Raw genomic sequence first — 23,468 nt, 5'->3', positions numbered from 1 at the left:
ATCAATGGATGAACTAGAAATTGAAACGCAAACCGCCGAGGAATGACTTGGCCACAGGGTATGAGCCTTCGTCTACGCCCATGTGGATATCCTGGTTGTTTTCGCCGGATCTTCTCAGGTTAATGTCCGGATCAAGTCCTGTGTATTTGGTAAGGGTGAACAGGTTTTGTCCCTGAACATAGATCTGCGCCGATCCCAGTTTCACTTTTTTCAGCCAGTTTGAAGGCAAATTGAATGTCAGCTGGATGTTTTTCAAACGGAAGTAAGAGCCGTCTTCCAGGAAGTAGGACGAAACCTGCTGGCTGGTAGCGTCACCCGAGTTCAGGCGAGGAAGCTTTGCATCATCACCGGATTTTTTCCAGGAATCATAAAGCATGGTTTTCGAGCGATTGCCCTGGAACACGTTGAAATCCGTCCAGTACTTCACATAGTTGAAGATCTGGTTTCCTTGCACGCCTTGTCCGAACAAGGTGAGATCGAACCATTTCCAGCCTACACCTACATTGATACCATAGTTGAAATCAGGGTGCGGGTTGCCGATAATGGTACGGTCAGCTGCGGTAATAACGCCGTCGCCATTCACGTCGCGGAATTTGAAAGTACCTTCTCTCGTATAGGAACCGAATTTCGGAGCGGCATCAGCTTCCGCCTGATTTTTGATCACACCATCCACAAAATAACCATAGTAGCTCGCGATGGGCAGGCCGGCTTTTGTTGCCGACATTGCCGGCAGACGGGTCGTGAAACCGAAAATGGTTGCATTTGGGTCGTTGTTCAGTTTAATCACCTCATTTTTGTAGTGACCAAAGTTCACGCCGACCATGTAGTTAAAATCACCTCTCTTATCCCGAAAAGTCAGGCCAAGGTCTACACCTCGGTTACGCACTTCGCCGATGTTGGTGTACGGAATCGTACCGGAACCGGCTGTTCTTGGAATGGCGACTTGCGTCAGCATGTCGGAAGTAAGGCGGTTGTAAAGGTCGAGTACCACTTCCAATTTGCTATTGAATAAAGTCGCGTCGATACCAATGTTGGTAGAGGTATTGGTTTCCCATTTACCATTGGAATTACCAAACTGAACCAGGTCAAAACCTCCTACGATGGATGTACCCGTACCGCCAATGTCGTAGGCATTGTTCTGCGGGTCGGCAGCGTAGAGGGTGTAAGCATTATAAACGTTAGGGATGAGTTGGTTACCGGTTTTACCCCAGCCAAAGCGGATTTTTAAATCGTCTACGAACTTGGCCGGCTTCATGAATGCCAGTTCCGTCATGCGCAAACCCAGTGAGAACGCAGGGAAGACACCGTAGCGGTTGGCTTGCGAGAAACGGGACGATCCGTCACGGCGGATCGTTACGTCGGCCAGGAGGAGTTCTTTGAATGCGTAGTTGATCTTTCCGAATTGGGAGAACAGCGCACTTTCTGTCGGACCAGGGCCTGCATTGCTCAAACCGGCGGCCGAACCTGCGTCGAGGAAGCGGTAGTCGACGTCGTCGAATGCAAATCCGCTCCGGCCGGCGCGGAATTCACCGGCGTAAGTTTTCACCGCTTCCGTACCTGCCAGTACGTTGAAGCTGTGTACGCCAAATGATTTGGCATAATTCAATGTGTTGAACCAGGTGTATGAACGGTCGACGTTGTTGATTACGGCGAGGCTGTTCGCATTTCTTGCTTCGGCGGCTTCGATATCGCGGTGGAAATACTCCGCACGGTTGAACTGGTTGTATTCGATACCAAGGCTCGTGCGTGCGTACAAGCCCGGAAGGATGTCTACCTGCGCGAACACGTTACCGAATGCGTGCGTGCCTTTGGTGAGGTTGTCTTTCTCACGGTACAGGCGCGCCAGCGGGTTGGGGGCGTTACCGAGGTTACTACCACGGCTGCCTGCAAATCCGTTGAAATCGGAAGTATTGGTTCCGCCCAGTGCCCTCGGGCCGCCGGTAATATCGAATACAGGGATGATCGGGTGCACGCGGATCGCGAACATGATCGGGTTGCTTTCGTCGTTGTTGGTGATCCCCTGTCTTTCATCATAGGAGAATGTAAAGTTCTCACCCACGGTCACCGGGCCTTTTTTGAACTCGGTGTTCGCACGGAGCGAGTATCTTTTGTATTTGGTGTATCTCAAAATACCATTCTGCTTGAAGTAGTTGGCCGAAAGCGCATACTTGGCTGCCTCGGAACCGCCGGAAGCACCGATCTGGTAATTTGAAATAGACGCCGGGTCGAAGATCACATCCTGCCAGTCGGTTCCTTCCTTGTTGGCCTTGGTGATGTTGAATGCGGTTTTACCCAGGGCCGGATCGGCGATGTCGTTGGTGTAAGTATAATTGCTGGGTAACTCGCCGTAAACATTCGGGTAAATGTAATCGGCGACAGTCTGGTTGCCGTTTTCGTCGAATTTGTATTGTGCTGAAGGTGATGTTACCGACGGATTTTTACCAGCTCCCAGTTCAGCTTCGTAGAGATATTGGCCCAACTCTTTCGTATTTAGCAGATCGAGCATTTTGCCCGGGCGCTGGGTGCCGGTATAAAAGTCGAATGTAATGTTCGGTGCGCCGGTTTTACCTTTTTTAGTGGTAATGATCACCACGCCGTTCGCTGCGCGTGCACCGTAAATAGATGCGGCGGAAGCGTCTTTCAATACCTGCATCGACTCGATGTCGTTGGGGTTGATCTGGTTCAATGTACCTTGGGTAGGCACGCCGTCGATCACGTAAAGCGGGCTGTTGTTGTTGATCGAACCAAAACCGCGGATACGCACCATAGTACCACCACCGGGAGAGTTATCGTTTCCGACCGTTACCCCCGAGGCGCGTCCTTGCAGCATTTGTGTTACGCTCGCAGTAGGAACAGAGGTCAGTTCTTTTGGATTAATGACGGTTACTGCGCCGGTAATGTCCTTTTTACGCTGTGCCGCGTAACCGGTTACCACCACTTCGCTCAGGTTCTTGATATCGTCCTCCATCGCCACGTCAATGGTCGTCTGGTTTCCGACAGGAATTTCCTTTTTGATCAAACCGATCGAGGAGAAGACCAGGATTGCACCGGAGCCTTTTGCTTCGATCGAAAAAACGCCGTCAGCATCGGTGACAGTACCGACATTCGTTCCTTTCAGTTGCACGTTCACACCGGGGATGCCGGTTCCATCAGCAGAGGAGGTTACTTTTCCCTTGACCTGATGATCCTGGGCGTAGGATAGATGCGCTGCTATTGCGAACAGCATAATCATGACACCCCGGAAAAGCGGGACTAGTAAATGTTTGTTCATAAATTAAGTAAGGGATGATGTTAAAAATGTATTACTAAATGTCAATATACTGTTAAAATAAAAGAAACGAACATCCATTTTGGTAATATTTTTATAATTTATAGAAATATACTTCTGGTTACATAATATTTTTTCTTTGAAAAATCTAAAATTGCAATCGTTTGCAACCGCTATTTTTTCTTGGAAAGAGTCAATCTTTACCGGGTATACGCATGAGGATCGCAGGCAGAAAATTTGCAACTCAAAGTGTATTTTTGTGGTTATCAGAATTACAGCTTCATTTAACAGACTAACTCACAAACTATCATCAGGACTTTGGAATACTTAAATGGCCTTGAAGTGGCTGAACAGGACCTCATCGAGGTACAAGGCGCCCGCGAACACAATCTCAAAAACATCGATGTAGCTATCCCGCGCAACAAACTCGTGGTAGTGACGGGTATCAGCGGCAGCGGCAAGTCGTCGCTCGCGTTCGATACGATTTATGCGGAAGGACAGCGCAGGTACATGGAGAGCTTCTCTTCCTACGCCCGCGGCTTCATCGGCGAAATGGAACGGCCGGATGTGGACAAGATCAGCGGCCTTTCGCCGGTGATCAGCATCGAGCAGAAAACAACTTCCCGGAACCCGCGCTCGACGGTCGGGACGGTGACGGAGATTTACGACTTCTTGCGCCTGCTCTACGCACGGGCGGGCGAGGCGTACTCGTACGTGACAGGCCGGCGGATGATCAAACAGTCGCAGGACCAGATTGTGAACCAGCTCATGACGCAGTTCCTGGGGCAGAAAATCGTGCTGCTGGCACCGGCTGTGAAAGGCCGGAAGGGGCATTACCGCGAGCTTTTTGTGCAGATCGCCCGGCTGGGTTATACCAAAGTGCGCGTCGACGGGGAAGTGCAGGACATTACACCCAAAATGCAGCTCGACCGCTATAAGGTCCACGACATCGAGATCGTGATCGACCGCGTGATCCCGAAGAAGGAAGCGGAAGATCCGCAGTCGCGGTACCGGATGAGCCAGTCGGTGGCGACGGCTATCAAGCAGGGAAAGGGTGCATTAATGGTGCTGGATGCCAAAGGCAATACCCATTATTTTTCCCAAAACCTGATGGACCCCGAGTCGGGAATCAGCTACGACGATCCCGCGCCGAATGCATTCTCCTTCAACTCACCGTACGGCTGGTGCCCTACCTGCCAGGGGTTGGGGGTAATTGAGGAAATTACGGAGGATTCGATCATACCCGACAAATCGCTGAGCATTAGTCGTGGTGGTATTGCGCCAATGGGCGAGTACCGTGAGGCCTGGATATTCAAGCAGTTAGAGGTTTTACTTAAAAAGTACAAGATCACACTCACGACACCACTTGAAAAATTCCCGGAAGAGGCATTGAAACTGGTGTTGTACGGCAGTGAAGAAGCGGTTCCGGTGCCTTCGAAGAAATACCCGGGGACCGAATGGGAAACGAAGTTCGATGGCATTATCAACTTTTTGAAGAGACAGCAGGAATCGGGTAACGAAAAGATTCAGGATTGGCTGAAAGATTTCATGGTAACCCAAACCTGCCCTGAATGCAAAGGCAAGCGCTTGCGGAAGGAGTCGTTGCATTTTAAAATAGATAAAAAAGACATTGCCGAGCTGGCAGATAGCGACATCCGTGAACTGGCCGAATGGCTCGTAGGCCTCGAAGACCGCCTCGAAGAAAAGCAACGGGTGATAGGTCACGAGGTTTTGAAGGAAATTCGTAAACGCGTCGGGTTTATGCTCGATGTGGGATTGGATTACCTGACATTGAATCGTGCGTTACGGACACTGTCGGGTGGTGAAGCGCAGCGTATCCGTCTGGCAACGCAGATCGGCACGCAGCTGACGGGTGTACTCTACATTATGGATGAACCGAGCATCGGCTTGCACCAGCGGGACAATGTGCGGCTCATCAACTCGCTCAAAAGCCTGCGCGATCTGGGCAATACGGTGCTGGTCGTAGAGCACGACAAGGACATGATGCTCGCATCGGATTACATTCTCGATATCGGCCCGGGGGCAGGACGTCACGGCGGGAGTGTGGTAGGGGCCGGTACTCCGGAAAAGTTCCTTCAAAATGGCTCGCTGACAGCCGATTACCTGGCCGGGCGGGAAGCCATTGCAGTACCCAAAAAGCGCAGGAAAGGCAAAGGCGAAACCATCGTACTAAAAGGTTGCACAGGCCATAACCTGAAAAATGTTTCGGTAACGATTCCGTTGGGAACGATGATCTGTGTGACGGGCGTAAGCGGCAGCGGCAAGTCGTCGCTGATCCACGAAACGCTGTTTCCGTTGCTCAACCACCATTTTTACAAATCGAGAAGGGAACCGCTTCCTTATAAATCCATCGAAGGGCTCGAAAATATCGATAAGGTGATCGAGGTAGACCAGTCGCCGATCGGCCGCACGCCGCGTTCGAACCCGGCAACCTATACGAACCTTTTCACCGACATCCGTACACTCTTCGCGGAGCTGCCGGAGTCGAAAATCCGGGGTTACAAGCCTGGCCGTTTCTCGTTCAATGTGAAAGGCGGGCGTTGCGAAGATTGCGAAGGCGCGGGAATGAAGAAGATCGAAATGGATTTTCTGCCCGATGTGCACGTGAATTGTGAAACCTGTAAGGGCAAGCGTTTTAACCGTGAGACATTGGAAGTGCGTTTCAAAGGCAAATCCATTGCGGATATATTGGATATGACTGTGGAATCGGCATTGGAATTCTTTGAAAATCAGCCGAGGTTATTGCGTAAAGTTCAGACCTTGAATGATGTAGGTTTGGGCTACATTACGCTCGGCCAGCATGCTACCACATTATCAGGCGGCGAGGCACAGCGTGTGAAGCTGTCGGAAGAGTTATCGAAACGCGATACCGGCAAGACCCTTTATATTCTCGACGAACCTACCACCGGTTTGCATTTCCAGGACATCCGGCATTTGCTCAACGTTCTGAATAAACTGGTTGAAAAAGGGAATACCGTTCTCATTATCGAGCATAACCTCGATGTGATCAAGGTCGCCGACTATATTATCGACGTAGGTCCCGAAGGTGGCGCTATGGGAGGCCGCATTATCGCGGAAGGCACTCCCGAGAAAGTGGCGAAGGTGAAGGGTAGCTTTACCGGGTATTTCTTACAGGAAGAATTGAAGTAATAGCATTCTTAGCACATAAAAACACCCTGCATTGTGCGCAATGCAGGGTGTTTTGCATACGCACTTCTATTTTGTTTCGCGCGCATCTCCGGTTACATCCACTTACTCAAGAACTGGTTGAACGCCTCCTTGTACTGGTCGCTCACCGGAATGGAAGTCGGGCCGATCTGGATGGTATTCCGCGTCACGGCACTGATCCTGTCCAGATTGACGATGAACGACCGGTGTACACGCATGAACTTCGAGGCTGGCAGCTTCTCTTCCAGCGCTTTGAGGCTCGTGAGCGAAAGAATGGGCTTCGGGTCCGATTTGAGATGGACTTTCACGTAATCTTTGAGTCCCTCCGTGTACAAAATGTCGTCATAGGCGATCCGTACCAGCTGGTATTCCACTTTCAGGAACAGGTACTCGTCCTTCGGCTCCGCGGAACCGGCCGACGAGGCCTTTTGAACCAGCTCCACGTAAGCCTGCGCTTTCGATGCGGCACGGAGGAACTCTTCGTAGTTAAAGGGTTTTAGGAGATAGTCAATGGCGTCCACGCGAAAACCATCGAGCGCGTATTGGTTGAATGCGGTTGTAAATATGATCCTCGGGGCCTTGTTCCCCGCTTTTTCAAGTACTCTTGCGAGTTCGATGCCCGTCAGGTCCGGCATTTGAATATCCAGAAAAATGACGTCGATAGACTTGTTGTTGATCATCTGTAATGCTTCGACGGCACTGGAATACCGGCCCGCAAGGTTCAGAAATGGTGTTTTTTCAATAAATGCGCATACCAGCCCGAGTGCCAGCGGCTCGTCGTCTACGGCAATGCATTCCAATGTCACACTCATGCCGTTTCCAGTTCCAGATGTACTTCAAACTCTCTTTCCTCCTTGTTCTCGGTTACTTCCAGCTGGTATTTGCCGGGGTAGAGCAAGTCGAGGCGGCGTTGCGTGTTTGCGAGGCCGATGCCGTTACTTTCGTCCAGAATGGCCCTTTTATCGGTAAACAGCGTGTTTTTTACTTCTACAAAAATCTTATGGCCTTCCTGGCGGATCTGAATATCGATACGGCTCGGCTGAACGGCGCTTACACCGTGCTTGAATGCATTTTCGATAAAGGGCAGGAATAGCATCGGTGCGATGGAAACGTCGTGCAACGGGTTCGGCGGATCGAGGTGAACGGTGACTTTGTCGGTCAGGCGGAGCTGCATCAACTGAATATAATCCTGGGCAAATGCGATCTCCTGGCTCAGCAGCACAGTTCCGTGCTGGGTCTCGTATAATACGTAGCGCATCATGCGCGAGAGCTTGTGCAACGCCTCGCGCGCGGCTTCCACGTCGATCACCGTGAGTGCATAAATGTTATTCAGGGTATTGAAAAAGAAATGCGGGTTGATCTGCGCTTTCAGGAACGAGAGCTCGGAATTGATCTTCTCCTTTTCCAGGTTCTGGCGGTATTGCTTGTCGAGCTGGGCGGTGCGCACGGCGGCGACGCTGGTGCTAAGCCCGATGATCATCAACGCGGTGAGCAATGCGAAGTAATCGAGGCGGTCGTGGCGTTTTTTATCTCCATTCGCCTCCCTCGCCAGTTTGAAAGCACGGTCCATCTGCTCGCCGTGGTTGATCGCGATCTTCACCTGCTCGGTAATCACTGCCAGCATTACCACCGACACGATATTGAAGAGAATGAATCGGGAGTATTTGTTCTTGGCAAGGAATTTAGGAAACCAGAAATAGTAGTTCAGGTAAAAGATCGTAACCAGCAGCGAGAACAATACAGCCTGTTTGATCCAGAAACTCACGGGAAACTCGATCTGCCAGCTCAGGGGCTGCCACATCAGGAACAGGGCCAGAAAACTCCATCCGAGTAAGTGGAGGAATAATGGGGGGTATTTTCGGGCGGCACGCGTATCCATTTAACAATTAGTTAGTTTCAATGCGGTTTGAACGCAATACATCATTGCAATCTTACGCGGAATTTATGAAACCACCTATTTCAATCGATCAAAGTACTCCGAATACCGACCGGCGGGGCATGGTAATCTATTAATCAAAATAAGCGGGCGGACTGCTTAAACCTTACAACGCCAACGATGTCTAAGTCCGGTGGCCCGGCATTCGGTGATCACGCGGATGCGGCGCACGAGGTTCTGCGGATTGTCTGTCATTTCCAGCGATATATCGTTTGAAAACGCCCTTTGATCGGTACATCTTCCCTATCCATCTATTCCTTTTTTTTAGCCGGGTTCTACCTTGTTATTTTGAAATTCGAAAAGTACACTTTTAAAACCCCAACCATGAAACTTGTTTTACATCTTACATTCCTGGCTGTGTTCTCAGGGCTTACATCAACGGCATTCGCCCAGTTTCCGGGCGGAGGAGGCGGTGGTGGCGGATTCCGTGGCGGTGGAGGCGATTCCCGCGGCGGCGGTAACAGGCCGCAACGGCAGACGGTCATTCCGGGAACGGCAGAAGACACTCCTAAGGGTAACGGAAAGATCACGGGCGTGCTCGTGGATTCGACTTCCAAAAAACCGGTAGAATTTGCAGCACTATCTTTGGTGGATACCAAAACCAACAATCCGATCGACGGTACCACGACCGACGAAAAGGGTGCATTTACGCTCACGAAAGTGGCATCGGGTAATTTCAAGATCCTGATTTCATTTATTGGTTATAAAACGAAAACGATCAACAATGTCAAGATCGACCGCAAGACGGAACTGAATCTTGGTTCGGTGACGCTTGTGCCGGATGTGGTTCAGTTGAACGAAGTAGAGGTGGTGGGCATGGCCCAGATGATCGAGGAAAAGGTCGACAGGCTGGTATATAATGCTGAAAAAGACATTACCAGCAAAGGTGGCGACGCTTCCGATGTGATGAAAAAAGTGCCTATGCTGACGGTGGACCTGGACGGGAACGTATCGCTTCGCGGGAGCTCCAATGTGCGGGTTCTGATCAACAACAAGCCTTCGACCATTATCGCAACCAGCGTAGCCGATGCATTGAAGCAGATTCCTGCCGATATGATCAAGTCTGTGGAAGTGATTACCTCGCCGTCTGCGCGGTACGATGCCGAAGGTTCTGCGGGTATTATCAATATCATTACCAAGAAAAGCACGATCCAGGGCGGTACGCTTAACCTCGACACCGGTATCGGTAACCGCGGCTCGAACCTCGGCTTGCGCGGTAACTACCGTGTAGGGAAAATGGGTTTCAGTCTCGGAGGTTTCGGCCGGTTCAACTATAATATGCCGGGTAAATCGGAGAACCTTCAGATCGGTAAGACGAGCCCGTTCAGCGTGCGTCAGACGAGTGATTCGAAGAACAAAGCGGCATTCGGTTCGTATAACCTCGGATGGGACTGGGAGATCGATTCCAAAACCTCGTTGTCGGCCGGTGTGCGTTACGGAATGCGTAACAACAAGGTAGACCAGGAGCTTTATACCTACAACACGCTCAACGATACGACAAAAACCAGCTTCCGCGATGTGAATAGCAAGGACCTTTCGGGCACCTGGGACGTGAATGTGGATTATATGAAAACACTGGCCAAAGCCGGTCAGGAGCTGAGCATTTCGACACAGTACAGCCGTAACAACCGTACCAACGATTACGATGCGGATGTGTACTCGCTGAGCAATGCACAATTGAAGGAATTACTGGGTGCGACAGGCAACAACAACAGCAGCCATAACCAGGAAAGCACCGTTCAGGTCGATTACCAGACGCCGATCAAAGAAAACCAGATGCTGGAAGTCGGTGGTAAGGGCATTTTCCGCCAGGTTGTGAGTAATTATGACTATTATTCTTCCCCTGAGCTCGGCCAGGCACAACCAGCCAGCAATCTGAACTACGATCAGAATGTGGCTGCCGGATATTTATCCTATACTTACACTACAAAAAGCCGTTTTACGGTGAAAGCCGGTACGCGTTACGAGTACACGAGCATCGACGCGCAACAGGGCGAAGGGGGTGACTTGAAACTGCCTGCTTACGGCAACCTCGTGCCGAGCATTAACCTTTCGCAGACATTCGGAAAAGGGCAGACCATTAAATTGGCCTATAACCGCCGCTTGCAGCGCCCGGGTATCCAGTTCCTGAACCCGAACCGGAATGCCGCCAACCCGCAGAACATTACCGTAGGTAACCCGGAGCTGAAACCTGAACTCACAGATCAGTTGGAATTGGGTACGAGCTTCTTCAAAAACTCCATGTACATCAACGTTTCGACGTTTGCCCGTTTCACCAACAGCTCGATCGAAAGCATCCGTACCACCAGCGCCGACGGGGTGATTACCACCACTTACGGCAACATCGGCTCGAAAAAGAACTACGGTGCCAACATTTTCGGAAACGTAACATTCTTCAAAAGATGGCAGCTCGGCGGCGGTTTCGACTTCTATTATGCGGACCTCTCCAACAACAGCCCCGATCCTGCATTGCAGAACTCCAACAGCGGTTTCGTATTGAGTGGCCGTTTTCGTACAAGTTTGAATATCAAAAACGGCTGGGGCTTGCAAGCTGGCGGGTTCATGCGTGGCCGCGACGTGCAGTTGCAAGGTACGCAAGCAGGGTTCCGCATGTACGACTTCGGTATCCGCAAGGATTTCAAGAACAAACGCGGAAGCATTGGTTTTGGAATGGAAAACTTCCTCGCGCCTTCGTTTAAAATGAAGACCAGCCTGGAATCGAAGACATTTACCCAAAACAACACCAACTACCTGTATAACCGAGGTTTCCGCGTAAACTTCTCTTACCGCCTTGGTAAAATGACTTTCGTGGAACAGAAAACACGCCGTAGAAAATCCGTTAACAACGACGACCAGAAAAGTGATGGCGGTGGTGGCGGTATGGATACCGGCGGCGGAGGCGGTGGTGCACAAGGAGGTGGACAAACTCCTGCGGTAACACCACCAGCAGGTGGTCGCGGTGCAGCTGCCGAAGGAACAGGTCGTCCACAAGGAGCAAGGCCGGCCGCTGCCGACAGCACTGCTCGTCCCATGCGCCAGGAAGGATTCCAGGGTCGCCCGGGACAGCCAGGTACTCGCCCGGATTCTACGATGAAACGTGATTCGACGCAATTCAGACCGGATTCTACCCGCGTACGTCCCGATAGTAGCACTGTTAAACCGGATAGCACAGCCCGCCCGGCCGCTCCCGCGGATTCTACTGCATTGCCAGCGAAACCGGCGACACCGGCCGATACGACCAAGAAAAATTAATTAACACTATAAACACAGAAGCCCGGCTGATTTCAGTCGGGCTTCATTTGTTTTGGGGTATTTCAAAATTTATACCGTACCGTTTTGTTGCTTGATGCTTGTCAGAATGCGATCGGCGCCTGCTGCAAGCAATTCTTCGGCCAGGGCGGTTCCGAGTTCCTGGGGAAATGCGTGCCCGCCGCTTTCTGCTTTACGAATCAGTTCCTTGCCGTCGAGGCTGATAATGCCGCCCGTCATGTGGATTTCCTCTTCGTGCAAAGTAGCCAAGCCGAAAACAGGAATGCTGCAACCGCCCTGGAGGCGTTTCAGGAATGCCCTTTCGGCTAGCAGGCAGGTTTCTGTGGGTTCGTGGTTGAGGAGTTCTTTCAATTTACTTTTCTTTTCGGCATCGAGCGAAACAGCGCATTCGATGGCTACGCTGCCCTGTCCTACGGCGGGGGTGAACTCATCGAGTAGCAAGTGTTCCGCGATTTTGTCGTCGTACTCCATGCGGTGCACGCCCGCATATGCGAGGAGGAGCGCGTCGCATTGGCCTTCTTCGAGCTTGCGCAGGCGTGTTTGCAGGTTACCGCGCATATCCACGGTTTTGATATGCGGGTAATAGTGTTTCAAAACGGCTACCCGGCGTGTGGACGACGTTCCTACCGTAAACGACTCGCCGCTTTTCAGCGACAATGTCGTATCGTGGCTTACGAGCACGTCGTTCGCGTGTTCGCGCTCGGTGAATGCGATGATTTCAAATGCATCATCCAGCTGCGATTGCAAATCTTTGGCGCTGTGCACCGCGATATCAATACCGCCGGTGCGAAGCTGGTCTTCCAGCTCTTCCGTAAAAACGCCCTTGCTGCCAATTTTCGAAAGCGACCGGTCGAGGATCTTGTCGCCTTTTGTCTCAATAATAACAATCTCCGTCTCGATACCGCCTTGCTGCAACAGCTCTTCGACATAATACGCCTGCCAAAGAGCGAGTTTGCTCCCGCGGGTTCCTATTTTTATATGCATGGTAATGTTAAAATGAGGCCGAATTAATAAGCCTGTATCAAAATTTCCGCCGGAATATGAAGTTTTTCATTTAGCCTGCGGATCATACTTAAATTCAATTTTCGTTTGCCGGAAAGAATCTCCGACTTTCGGGACCGATAGCCGAGAATCTCCGATAATTCTTTTTCTGAAATGCCCATTTGCTCCAACCGGAATCGTATCGCTTCCAGCGGGTTTGGTTTGGGAATCGGGAAATGCACGTTTTCGTACTCCTTCACCAAAATGGAGAGTACCTCTAATTCGTCTGCTTCCTCCGAATCTGGCTTGATATCAGATTGCATCAGGTCATAAATGCGAGCCAGATACCGGTCGTACTGTTCGTTATTTTTGATTGGTCCGATCATAGCTAACTTTTGTTACGTCAATTCTGTCATACTCTTCATGCGATCCAAACCAGACAATAAATACAATATGATACCTGTATTCAATATCAACTATCAGCCGGTAATTGTTCCCATGAATGTTGAACACTACCCGTTTCTGGTTGATTATTGATGCATTTCCGTACTGTATTTTCAGTTCATTTGGGGATCTCCATTCTGCGGACTCTATTTCCTGGTTCCAGGCAAGTAGCGATTGTTCCGCCTTCGGGTAAGTCCTCATATAGTTGCGTAATGTCTGCGTAGCGATAATGCGCATCTTGGACAAAGATAAGAAATGTTACCGTTTTGGTTACGACTATTTTGCAGTGGTTCTGTATCCTTACATATTTGAGTAGAAAGTAACCTGCGGAATTTATCGTTGCCGACGCGAACTGGAAGCAAATAATTATCCCGTGTAACTTCTGCATTTACGAACGGGTTTTGGTACAACCACTGGAAAATTCCCCGTAAATTAACCCGATCAAAATCAGCACCATGGAAAACAGAGGCCTTATCTTCATTCCCGATATCAGCGGATTTACGCAGTTTATGCATGAAATCGAGATACAGCATGGGCGGCAGATTATCCAGGAGTTGCTGGAAACGCTGGTGAATGCGAACCAGATCGGGTTGGAGATTTCGGAAATCGAAGGTGATGCGATCCTTTTTTTCAAATTCGGGGAAGCGCCGGAACTGGAAACGTTGTACCGACAAGTGGAGCGCATGTTTTGCGACTTTCACAAATACCTTATCGCCTATGATAACCGCCGCTTTTGTCAATGCAAGTCCTGCATTTCGGCCATCAATCTTACATTAAAAGTGGTGGCGCATTATGGCGAGTTTACGACGTACCAGGTCAAGAATTTCAGGAAACTGATTGGGAAAGATATTATCGTAGCGCACCAGTTGCTTAAAAACGACATTGACCAGCACGAGTACTGGCTGGTGACGCAAAACCTGCTCAACGGGCAAAGCCCAAATGGTTTTACCGAATGGATGCAATGGAACCCGGGTTCAAAAACAACCGAAAACGAACAGATACCATTTCAATACACGCAAATCGGGCCGTTGAAGGACAGCATTCCGCGTTATGAGCCGCCCTTGTTGGAGCCTCGGGAGAAAGTGAAAGTGCTCTCCGTTTCCAGGGAATTTGATTCGGATATCAAAAAGATGTTTTTCACCTCCGGCCACCTCGAACTGCGCCACCGATGGCAGGACGGTCTTAAATCCATCGAAGAGCTCGACCATTTCCTTCCGGGTATAGGCTCTCGCCACCTGCGCATAAGGGAGGACGGCGAAACGGTCATGTATGCCAGCGGCTTTTCCTATAATCCCGAATCCCGGATCGTTTTCGGCGAATCCGACGAAAAGCTGACCAGCACGCTCTATTTCGTGCTCGAAAAGCTGACCGACAACCGCACGCGCCTCAGTTTGGAATATTACCTGAAAAAAAATCCATTAAAGCAGCTTGCATTCCAGCTATTCAAAAAGGACAAAATGGAAGCCGAATTCCTGAAATCACTGGAAAATCTGGAAGCATTGCTGCCGCAGATCCAAGTACCGGTTGATTTCTAACCCGCCCAGGAATTCATTCAATCATCGCTCCGGCGACCCGGTCACTCATTCAAAATTCAAACCCCAACCGTATCCCCCTCATCCGTCACGATCTTATCCTCGATATAAGCCACGATCAGCGAAGCGATATCGATCCCGCTCACTTCTTCAATGCCCCGTAACCCCGGCGAGGAGTTGACTTCCATCACCAGCGGTCCGCGCTCTGATTGCAGCATATCGACCCCGGCGATTTTCACGCCCAATGCCCTGGCCGCCGCAATGGCAGTGTGTTCCTCTTCGGCCGAAAGTTCGATTATACACCCCGAGCCACCGCGGTGAAGGTTGGAGCGGAAATCGCCTTCGGCGCCCTGGCGTTTCATGGCAGCTATTACTCTATTGCCGATCACGAATGCGCGGATATCGGCACCTTTGGATTCGGCCACATATTCCTGGATGAGGAAATTGGCCCTCAGGCCGTAGAATGCCTCGATGGTCGATTTGGCAGCTTTAATCGTTTCGGCGAGTACGACGCCCACACCTTGCGTACCTTCCAGCAGTTTGATAATCACCGGCGGGCCGCCTACCATATGAATGAGCTCATTGACCTGAGCCGGATTTTTGGCAAAAACCGTCTTCGGAATATCGATACCGGCCTTCGCGAGTACCTGCATGCTGCGCAGCTTGTCGCGCGAGCGGAGGATGGCCTGCGATTTCACGGTGGTAAAGATCTTCATCAGTTCAAGTTGGCGCACTACCGCGCAGCCAAATGCATTCACCGACGTGCCAATGCGGGGAATGACGGCGTCGACGCCTGTAATAGGTTTGCCTTTGTAAACGACGGTTGGCTTGCCGCCTTCGATCATGACAAAGCATTTGACGTGGTCGATCACAACCGCTTCGTGTCCCTTTTGTTTGATTGCCTCCACCAGACGCCTGGTTGAATACAGGTCCGGATTGGTGGATAATACGGCGATTTTCATAAAAATGGTTTTAGAAAATGTGGAGGTAGAGCCGAGGCACGGAGCCTCCTTGACTGCGCGTCTCGGGGTTTAGTGCTGAGGTAGTTTTTGGGAACGAGTTGGTGTCAGCGAATGCCTTGCCGCCGACAGGTTTTTTTGGGAAACATCCACGATAAACCTGTTTTTGAGCAATTTTCGCCCGAGTAGTATGGGGTAACTCATTTTCTGCCGGTTGGCCAGCGAAAATTCGGTACGTATTTTCCGGCCGAAAAGCCTGATTGGTGTCTTGATCACGAACCGCTTTTCTTCCTTCCCGAAAGAATTCCGGACCACGGTCTCTTTGAATTCGGTTACTATAAAGAAATGTTGAGGTGCTCCGCGCTTGGCATCGAGGTAGACATGGAGCTCTTTGCTCCCTTCTTTTTCCACCAATTTCACGCGCGAACAATGGATGGCCGAAGTGGCCGCACCGGAATCCACGCGCACCGGCACATGATGCCAGCCCAGTTCCGGTAAATCCGCAATATCGGTCGCGCCGATAATTTCCAATGGACGCTTCATCTGCGCTGGAAAAACTGGGCGACCGTCAGCGACAGGTCAAGAAACACCATTTTGGCCCGTACATTGCGCTCAATGTGGTAATAGGCCGTATTTACTTCCCCGATCATCCTTTCCAGCGACTCAAAATTGACAGTTTTGGAAAAATTCTGCACGAAAGTAAGCTCTTCCTGCGGAACACGCAAAAGCTCGCCCGCGCCGTGGCTCCACACGAGCATGTCCCTGAACAAACGCAATGCATATTTGAGCAGGCCTTTTTGCTTTTCCTTGCTCATGACGTCGTAACTGTCGGCGAGTTTGACCAAATGCGATACATCAAATTTGTAAGACGAACGCATCCAGTCGGCAAACCATGCCGAGCGGTCATCCTGCTCTTCCTGAACGAGTTTCAACGCCTCGGCCATATTTCCGTCGGACAGGAACGCTACCTGGTTGGCGACGGCATCGGCTACTTCGCCTTGTTTCAAATAGGATTTGATTTCCGCATCGGAGAATGCCGGAATGGTGATCCGCTGCGTCCGGGAAATGATCGTGGTTAGTAATTTGTCCGATTGATCACTTACCAGAAGGAATAACGTTTTTTCAGGCGGTTCTTCGAGAATCTTCAGAATAGCATTCGAAGACGCTGCATTCATAATGTCAGGCTTCCAGATCAACAGGATTTTGTACTCGCCTTCGTAGGCTTTTACAGACAGTTTCCTCAAAATCCCGCGCGCTTCTTCCACTGAAATGTTTCCCTGCTTGTTGTCCGCGCCGATGTGGTCGAGCCAGTCGGGGAGAACGCGGTAGGGGTTTTCCAGCAAAAACGAGCGCCAGAGCGGCAAAAATGCTTCGCTGGTTTTGCCATCGACTTTTTTGGAAGTGGCAATGGGAAATATAAAATGGAAATCGGGGTGAATGAGCTTGCTCATCTTCGCGCAAGATGCGCAGGTACCACAAGCATCTTCCTCATTCCGGTTTTCACAGTTAATATAGGTAGAGAATGCAAGCGCCATGGCCAGGCCTGCTCCGCCCGTAGGATAATCGAAAAGCTGGGCGTGGGCCAGATGGCTGTTCCGGACCGAGCGCCGCAATGTCGCCTTAATACTGTCAAGTCCCGGAATATCTCTGAAAAGCACGGTTTAAATCAATTAATGAATGGGTAAATGCCTGTTAGCTGCGCTGGGTTTGGGTATTTTCAAAAACAGCACGAATAATGCCTTCCTCCGTCGGGCCAAATGCAATGCCCCGGCGGCTTACTGTATCGTTCGCTACGGCCACGGCTTTGTCGAAACGGTACTCGCAATAACCTTCGGCCGCGCCGCCCCAGGAGAACGAGGGTACATGCTTGGCCTGGAACCCCGCCCCGAACACATTCACACTTACGCCGACAACGGTACCAGTGTTGAACATGGTCGAAATTCCCGCTTTGGAATAATCGCCCATCATCAGCCCGCAGAAGAGTAAGCCGGTGTCTGCCAGTACATTGGTAGTATAGCTGTGCAGCTTCACGTTCGTATGGTCGTTTTTCAAGTTCGAGTTATTGGTGTTGGCCCCAAGGTTACACCATTCTCCCAAAACAGAATTGCCCAGATAGCCGTCGTGGCCTTTATTACTGTAACCAAACACGACACAATTGCTCACCTCGCCACCTACTTTGGACGACGGCCCGACGGTAGTATTAGGCCGGATCTTCGTTCCCTGTGCCAGCACGCCGTTTTCGCCGATCGCAAATGGCCCCTGGATCATCGATCCTTCCTGGATCAATGCATTTTTGCCGATGTAAATAGGCCCATTCTCCGCATTCAGAATAGCTGCCCTGATCACCGCGCCTTCCTCAATAAAGATGTTTTCCGGCTTATAACAATGCGTGAAAGGGTCAGTAATCGCTGCCGATTTGCGTACGGAAACGATGCGCTCGTAATCGGATTTGATTTGCGCGCCATTCTGCCCGAAAATATCCCACACGTTGCGGATCATCGTAAATGGTTCCTCATAGGTCACCACCGAAAGCCCGTTCGTACCTTCCGAAGCATTCCAGGAAGCGTGCGTGCGTACGGCCAGGATTTCCCCTTGCGGTGAAACCAGCGCGTTGCCGTACGGTAAGCCTTTCACGATGCCTGCTAAATGCTCATCGGGACATAATGCGCCGTTGATGTACAGGTTATCATCGGAAGTATGTTGCGGATATTTCGTCGATAGATAGGCTTCGGTTTGAAAGGAAACCGTGGTATGGCATCTGTCGGCCCATTTTTCGGCCAGCGTGTGAATGCCGCACCGTATGCCGGCGACTGGTCTGGTGTATGTAAAAGGTAAAAGCTGTATTCTAATCTTTGAGTCGTCGAACAGAATGGTATTAGGCATAAATTAAATCGTATGTGCCTGCCAAAGTTCGGGCATTTTATTGGTTACGGCAAAAAAAGAAGCAGTCTCCCGAGCATATTTGTCGGGAGACTGCCACAGTATTTTTTCGATCTCCTGCTGTGTTCGACCACGCAGGAAAAAGGCAATGCGTCGCTTATTTTCCGTAACGCTTTCTGAACTTGTCAACGCGACCAGCTGTGTCAACCAGTACGTTTTTACCAGTGTAGAAAGGGTGTGACTGAGACGAAACCTCGACTTTGTACACAGGGTAGGTTTTGCCGTCTTCCCAGGTAATGTTTTCAGAAGTTTCTATGGTAGAGCGAGTAATGAATTTAAAGTCGCTTGATAGATCCCAGAAAACTACTTCTCTGTAATTGGGATGAATATCTTTTTTCATTGGTATATGGTATTATTTGTTTCTGTACGATTTTCAAAAGGATTGCAAAAGTAAAAAATCCAGATTTGTAAATCAAGTATCGGAGCGCTATCTTTTTTAATATTAATACAATACGTCGAAAATTAACGTGCTAAACTTCACTGAGTTGTTGTTTGAGGACCTCCACACCCCGTTTCGCCTCCTTCTCGAAATCGGTATACACGAAGCATTCGATCGAAAGTCCGCCCTTGTACCCGATTTTCTTCAACGCGCCCAGGTACGCCCTGAAATCGTCGCCCTTCACGCCCGGCGGTGTGCGTTTTTCTTTCTCGGCAATGTGGCAATGCACGATATGCTTACCATATTTAATGATTTCCGAGGCTGGCTCGTCCTCCTTTAACATATGATATATATCACAAAGCAGCTTCACTTTGGGGCTTTTCACCGCATTAACGATCTCAACACCCTCGGCCAGGCTATTTATAAAGTTGGTTTCCCCACGGTTCAACGGCTCCACGGCAATGGTAACCCCGTATTTTTCGGCCAATGGTGCCATTTTTTGGGTTAATTCAATGTGCTGCGCTTTTGCCTTCGCGCGGTCGAAGCCTTCGGGAATGATTCTTGAAGCACCGCTTCCGAACACGACGAATTGCGAGCCGCATTCCTTGGCACGTTTCAGGACGGTTTCCGTCCGTTGGAGGATTGCCTCGTGGTTCGCTTCGGGCCCAAGCGTTTTCAAACTCGCCGGTAGCAGGATCACGTAAGACTTAATAGGAAAGTGCTCAGTCTTGAGCTGTTGGAGATTTTTTTCGTAACCGGCATCGCCGCCTTCGGGGATCAGGAAGCCCGCCACGGATTCCTCTATATAGGTACATCCCGATTTTCTCAGGAAATCGGCTTTGTCGTAGGCCGCATACACGCCCAATGGAATGCTGTAAGCAGTGCTTTCGGCAGCTTTGGCCATAGCTTCGCTAAAGGTTCCTCCCAATGCAAGGCCGGCTACCATTCCGGAGGTGGTTTTGAGGAAGGTCCGGCGGTCTGCCTGTTCGATTATTGTGCTCATAATTATGTTGTTTAGCGTCTGTCAGTTAAAATTTTATGCAGGATTGCGAAAGTGTTGTTTTTGTAAAGTTCACAAGATTAGATTTATTCTAAATAGTTGATAACTTTTAATGTGTTGATTTTCAGTGAAAAAATTAGAAAACAGGAGAATTGCGGCGAAAAAACTTGAAAAAAAGTTTGCAAATTTTTGAATCTCATTTTGGTGAAAAAATTTTCTCAGATTCAAATTTCTGTAAATAACTAGGTATTAGTTTCTTAACAATTTAGTAATTTGCATTATGTCGGTAAACCCGGTTTTTGGCATTAAATACTGGTTGCGTTTGTGATTAATTTAATGTTATTTCAAGAGATTTTTAAGTGCATCTCCGAGTACAATCCCAACAATATACATCACTAACGTTCTATTAAACACCACATTACTATGTCTATGTACGTCATAAAGCGTGACGGCCGCCGCGAATCCGTGAAATTCGACAAGGTGACCGCTCGCATAGAGAAACTGAGCTACGGCCTGGACGCCGCTTACGTTCAGCCCGTGGAAGTAGCCAAGAAGGTTGTTTCCGGCATTTACGATGGCGTTACCACCGCCGAGCTGGATAACCTTGCTGCCGAAACCGCGGCTTCCATGACCACCAAGCACCCGGACTATGCGATCCTGGCTGCCCGTGTCGCTATCTCGAATCTCCACAAGAACACATTGAAGTCGTTCTCGGCTACAATGAAGCGTCTTTATACATATATAGATGCCAAAACAGGTGAAAACGCCTCGCTGATCTCCAAGGAGGTTTACGAGGTGATCCGCCAGAATGCGTCGCTGCTCGACTCTACTATTATATATGACCGCGACTATTCCTACGATTATTTCGGCTATAAAACCCTCGAAAAGTCGTATTTACTGAAAGTTGAGGGGAAAATTGTCGAGCGCCCGCAGCATATGCTCATGCGAGTAGCCATTGGTATCCACCAGGAGGATGTGCAGTCGGCAATTGAAACCTACCATTTGCTTTCGGAAAAATGGTTTACCCATGCGACTCCTACATTGTTCAATGCGGGTACGCCGAAGCCGCAAATGTCGTCGTGCTTCCTGCTCACAATGAAGGAGGATAGTATCAATGGTATTTATGATACCCTTAAAAACTGCGCATTGATCTCGCAGTCGGCGGGTGGTATCGGTTTGAGCATTCACGACGTCCGCGCGACGGGTACTTATATTAAAGGAACGAACGGGCAATCGAACGGTATCGTACCGATGCTCCGCGTGTTCAATGACACCGCACGTTATGTGGATCAGGGAGGTGGCAAACGCAAAGGTTCTTTTGCCATATATATAGAGCCATGGCATTCGGATATCTTCGATTTCCTGGATCTGAAAAAGAACCACGGAAAAGAAGAGCAGCGCGCGCGCGACCTTTTCTATGCATTGTGGATTCCGGATCTGTTTATGAAGCGCGTGGAAGCGAACGATACCTGGTCGCTCTTCTGCCCGCACGAATGTCCGGGGCTGGCGGATACGCACAGCGAGGAGTTCGAAAAACTGTACGAACAATACGAGCGCGAAGGCAAAGCGCGTAAGACCATCAAGGCGCAAGACCTGTGGTTCGCGATCATGGAATCGCAGATCGAGACAGGTACTCCATATATGTTGTATAAGGATCATGCGAACAGCAAGTCCAACCAGCAAAATTTGGGTACCATCAAATCGTCGAACCTTTGCACGGAGATCATCGAATATACGGCTCCCGACGAAGTAGCGGTTTGTAACCTTGCCTCTATCGCGTTGCCGAAGTTCGTAGAACAAGGTGCGGATGGCTTCATGCGCTTCGATCACCAGAAGTTGTACGAAATCACGAAAGTGGTAACGCGCAACCTGAACAAGATCATCGACCTGAACTTCTATCCGGTTCCCGAAGCCGAGAAGAGCAACAAGCGCCACCGCCCAATCGGTATCGGGGTGCAAGGTCTGGCCGATGCATTCTGTATGATGCGCATGCCATTCGACTCCGACGAGGCGCGGCAGCTGAATAAAGATATTTTCGAAACGATCTATTACGGATCGATGGAAGCCTCCATGGAGCTTGCTATGCAGCACGGCCCGTACGAAACCTGGGCAGGCAGCCCGATCTCGCAAGGGGTATTTCAGTTCGATATGTGGAATGTGAAACCGGAGAGCAAGCGCTGGAACTGGGAGAAGCTACGGAAAGAAGTGGTACAAAATGGTGTACGCAACTCGTTGCTCCTCGCTCCGATGCCGACTGCGTCTACAAGCCAGATCCTCGGTAACAACGAATGCTTTGAGCCATTCACTTCCAATATATATGTAAGAAGGGTATTGTCGGGCGAATTCGTGGTCGTGAACAAGTACCTATTGAAAGACCTCGTGAGACTTGGACTGTGGAGTGAGGAAATGAAGAACAACCTCGTTCGCGCCAGCGGATCGGTACAAGCCATCCCGAATATCCCTGAAAACATCAAGGATCTTTATAAAACGGCATGGGAGATCAAGCAGCGCAGCCTGCTCGATATGTCGGCCGACAGGGGTGCATTCATTTGCCAGTCGCAGTCACTCAACATCTTTATGGAAGAGGCGAACTTCGGTAAGCTGACATCCATGCACTTCTACGCATGGAAAAAAGGCCTCAAAACCGGTATGTACTACCTGCGCACCCGTGCGGCGTCCGATCCGGTCCAATTCACCGTCAGCAAACAGGCAGAGCCGCAACTGGAACCTGCCATCGCCGTGGTGGCCGAGAAGGAACTCAATTATGTGCAGTACGCGGAAGAACACGCTAAGCCGGTAGCGCCGCGCGATAACCGCTCGGATATGCAATGTTCATTGGATGATCCGGAGGGTTGCGAGGCTTGTGGATCGTAATTAAGGTTAAAATCGCAATAATGAAGAGGTGTCCGATCGTAGATCGGGCACCTTTTTCGTTTTCTGGGGCTGTTACTTTCGGCTTTGATACTTGCATTGCTACTTTTTCCAAGGGATTGGGGTAATGCATTACGGATTTGTTTTGTATTAATAAATGGAAAAATTGGACATGCTCGAACCGGCTTTCCGCCACTTGAAATGGAGGGGAAATTGAAGGTAAAAAACTTAACACTTTTTTTAGAGTGTAGTGTTTTCTTTATCAATCGGTTGTGTAATTCTGGTCAAAAAGATTTAGAAATATTTCCCTTTGCTGCTTGCATGTTAAAAATAAACCTCCCACTTTTGCACTCCCAATCGGGGACAACGGTAGCGAAAACGATCGCTGCCACGAGTTCTGGAAGGCCAGAGCAACGTTCTTTGACATGATGAAGAGAGCAAAAAGATAGGTTCGTTAGAAACATTTGATCTGTTTTTTCGGAAGCAAGATCGCAACATATTTACAATGGAGAGTTTGATCCTGGCTCAGGATGAACGCTAGCGGCAGGCTTAATACATGCAAGGCGAAGGGGCAGCAATGTCACTGTCGTACGGGTGCGTAACGCGTATGCAACCTACCTATCACTGGGGGATAGCCCGGGGAAACCCGGATTAATACCGCATAAAACAGGGGCACCGCATGGTGATATTTGTTAAAGA

The 23,468-nt window shown here is 49.9% G+C and carries 16 protein-coding genes and 1 rRNA gene; 5 read left to right on the top strand and 12 right to left on the bottom strand.

Features of this window, described 5'->3' with window-relative positions; genetic code table 11:
- Positions 1-13: 13 nt before the first annotated feature.
- A complete protein-coding gene (locus tag BMW93_RS22340; protein WP_229240687.1) occupies positions 14-3,271 on the bottom strand; it encodes a TonB-dependent receptor in 3,258 nt (1,085 codons plus the stop codon).
- A gap of 315 nt (positions 3,272-3,586) precedes the next feature.
- Here BMW93_RS22340 and uvrA point away from each other — a divergent pair, with 315 nt between their 5' ends.
- Positions 3,587-6,439, top strand: a complete 2,853-nt coding sequence (gene uvrA, locus BMW93_RS22335; RefSeq protein WP_090381566.1) for an excinuclease ABC subunit UvrA — start codon at positions 3,587-3,589, stop codon at positions 6,437-6,439.
- Positions 6,440-6,531: 92 nt separating this feature from the next.
- Here uvrA and BMW93_RS22330 read toward each other — a convergent pair whose 3' ends face one another.
- Positions 6,532-7,263, bottom strand: a complete 732-nt coding sequence (locus tag BMW93_RS22330; protein WP_090382123.1) for a LytTR family DNA-binding domain-containing protein — start codon at positions 7,261-7,263, stop codon at positions 6,532-6,534.
- A gap of 2 nt (positions 7,264-7,265) precedes the next feature.
- Positions 7,266-8,336, bottom strand: coding sequence for a sensor histidine kinase (locus BMW93_RS22325; RefSeq protein WP_090381564.1), 1,071 nt, complete (start codon positions 8,334-8,336; stop codon positions 7,266-7,268).
- Between the two features lie 381 nt (positions 8,337-8,717).
- Here BMW93_RS22325 and BMW93_RS22320 point away from each other — a divergent pair, with 381 nt between their 5' ends.
- Positions 8,718-11,645 (top strand): TonB-dependent receptor domain-containing protein, encoded by a 2,928-nt coding sequence (locus BMW93_RS22320; RefSeq protein ID WP_090382121.1) that lies wholly within the window; start codon positions 8,718-8,720, stop codon positions 11,643-11,645.
- A 69-nt stretch (positions 11,646-11,714) separates the two neighbouring features.
- Here BMW93_RS22320 and hemC read toward each other — a convergent pair whose 3' ends face one another.
- From hemC to BMW93_RS36315, 3 genes are read right to left on the bottom strand one after another with little or no spacing between them, the layout of a single operon-like run.
- Positions 11,715-12,647: a hydroxymethylbilane synthase gene (hemC, locus tag BMW93_RS22315; RefSeq protein WP_090381561.1), complete on the bottom strand. Its 933-nt coding sequence runs from the start codon at positions 12,645-12,647 to the stop codon at positions 11,715-11,717.
- Positions 12,648-12,670: 23 nt separating this feature from the next.
- Positions 12,671-13,030, bottom strand: coding sequence for a type II toxin-antitoxin system HigA family antitoxin (locus BMW93_RS22310; protein WP_090381558.1), 360 nt, complete (start codon positions 13,028-13,030; stop codon positions 12,671-12,673).
- Positions 13,008-13,289, bottom strand: coding sequence for a type II toxin-antitoxin system HigB family toxin (locus tag BMW93_RS36315; RefSeq protein ID WP_218147728.1), 282 nt, complete (start codon positions 13,287-13,289; stop codon positions 13,008-13,010). The genes BMW93_RS22310 and BMW93_RS36315 overlap by 23 nt, the downstream gene beginning before the upstream one ends.
- Before the next feature lie 254 nt (positions 13,290-13,543).
- Between BMW93_RS36315 and BMW93_RS22300 the strand changes: the two genes are divergently transcribed.
- Positions 13,544-14,623, top strand: coding sequence for a DUF2652 domain-containing protein (locus BMW93_RS22300; RefSeq protein ID WP_090381553.1), 1,080 nt, complete (start codon positions 13,544-13,546; stop codon positions 14,621-14,623).
- 56 nt (positions 14,624-14,679) lie between these two features.
- On the opposite strand, the gene rimK is transcribed toward BMW93_RS22300, so the two are convergent.
- The 6 genes from rimK to BMW93_RS22270 all read right to left on the bottom strand — a co-directional run bounded on the left by rimK (position 14,680) and on the right by BMW93_RS22270 (position 19,901).
- Complete coding sequence (rimK, locus tag BMW93_RS22295; RefSeq protein WP_090381551.1) at positions 14,680-15,582, bottom strand: 30S ribosomal protein S6--L-glutamate ligase; 903 nt, start codon at positions 15,580-15,582, stop codon at positions 14,680-14,682.
- 69 nt (positions 15,583-15,651) lie between these two features.
- Positions 15,652-16,122, bottom strand: a complete 471-nt coding sequence (locus BMW93_RS22290; protein ID WP_090381549.1) for a RimK/LysX family protein — start codon at positions 16,120-16,122, stop codon at positions 15,652-15,654.
- Positions 16,119-17,237, bottom strand: coding sequence for a DNA polymerase III subunit delta' (locus BMW93_RS22285; protein WP_090381546.1), 1,119 nt, complete (start codon positions 17,235-17,237; stop codon positions 16,119-16,121). Before BMW93_RS22285 ends, BMW93_RS22290 begins: the two co-directional genes overlap by 4 nt.
- Before the next feature lie 34 nt (positions 17,238-17,271).
- A complete protein-coding gene (locus BMW93_RS22280) occupies positions 17,272-18,462 on the bottom strand; it encodes a putative sugar nucleotidyl transferase (protein WP_090381544.1) in 1,191 nt (396 codons plus the stop codon).
- A 154-nt stretch (positions 18,463-18,616) separates the two neighbouring features.
- Positions 18,617-18,859, bottom strand: coding sequence for a type B 50S ribosomal protein L31 (locus tag BMW93_RS22275; RefSeq protein ID WP_015812727.1), 243 nt, complete (start codon positions 18,857-18,859; stop codon positions 18,617-18,619).
- Between the two features lie 130 nt (positions 18,860-18,989).
- On the bottom strand, positions 18,990-19,901 hold the full coding sequence (locus BMW93_RS22270) for a sugar phosphate isomerase/epimerase (protein ID WP_090381541.1): 912 nt from the start codon (positions 19,899-19,901) through the stop codon (positions 18,990-18,992).
- A gap of 426 nt (positions 19,902-20,327) precedes the next feature.
- Here BMW93_RS22270 and BMW93_RS22265 point away from each other — a divergent pair, with 426 nt between their 5' ends.
- Together BMW93_RS22265 and BMW93_RS22260 are read left to right on the top strand one after the other, a co-directional pair.
- Positions 20,328-22,772, top strand: a complete 2,445-nt coding sequence (locus BMW93_RS22265) for a ribonucleoside-diphosphate reductase subunit alpha (protein ID WP_090381539.1) — start codon at positions 20,328-20,330, stop codon at positions 22,770-22,772.
- Between the two features lie 499 nt (positions 22,773-23,271).
- Positions 23,272-23,468: ribosomal RNA gene (locus BMW93_RS22260) — 16S ribosomal RNA — on the top strand; the annotation flags it as partial.

The organism is Dyadobacter sp. SG02 (genome assembly GCF_900109045.1).
Taxonomy (GTDB): Bacteria; Bacteroidota; Bacteroidia; order Cytophagales; family Spirosomataceae; genus Dyadobacter.
This window is presented reverse-complemented; position numbering and strand designations above follow the sequence as displayed.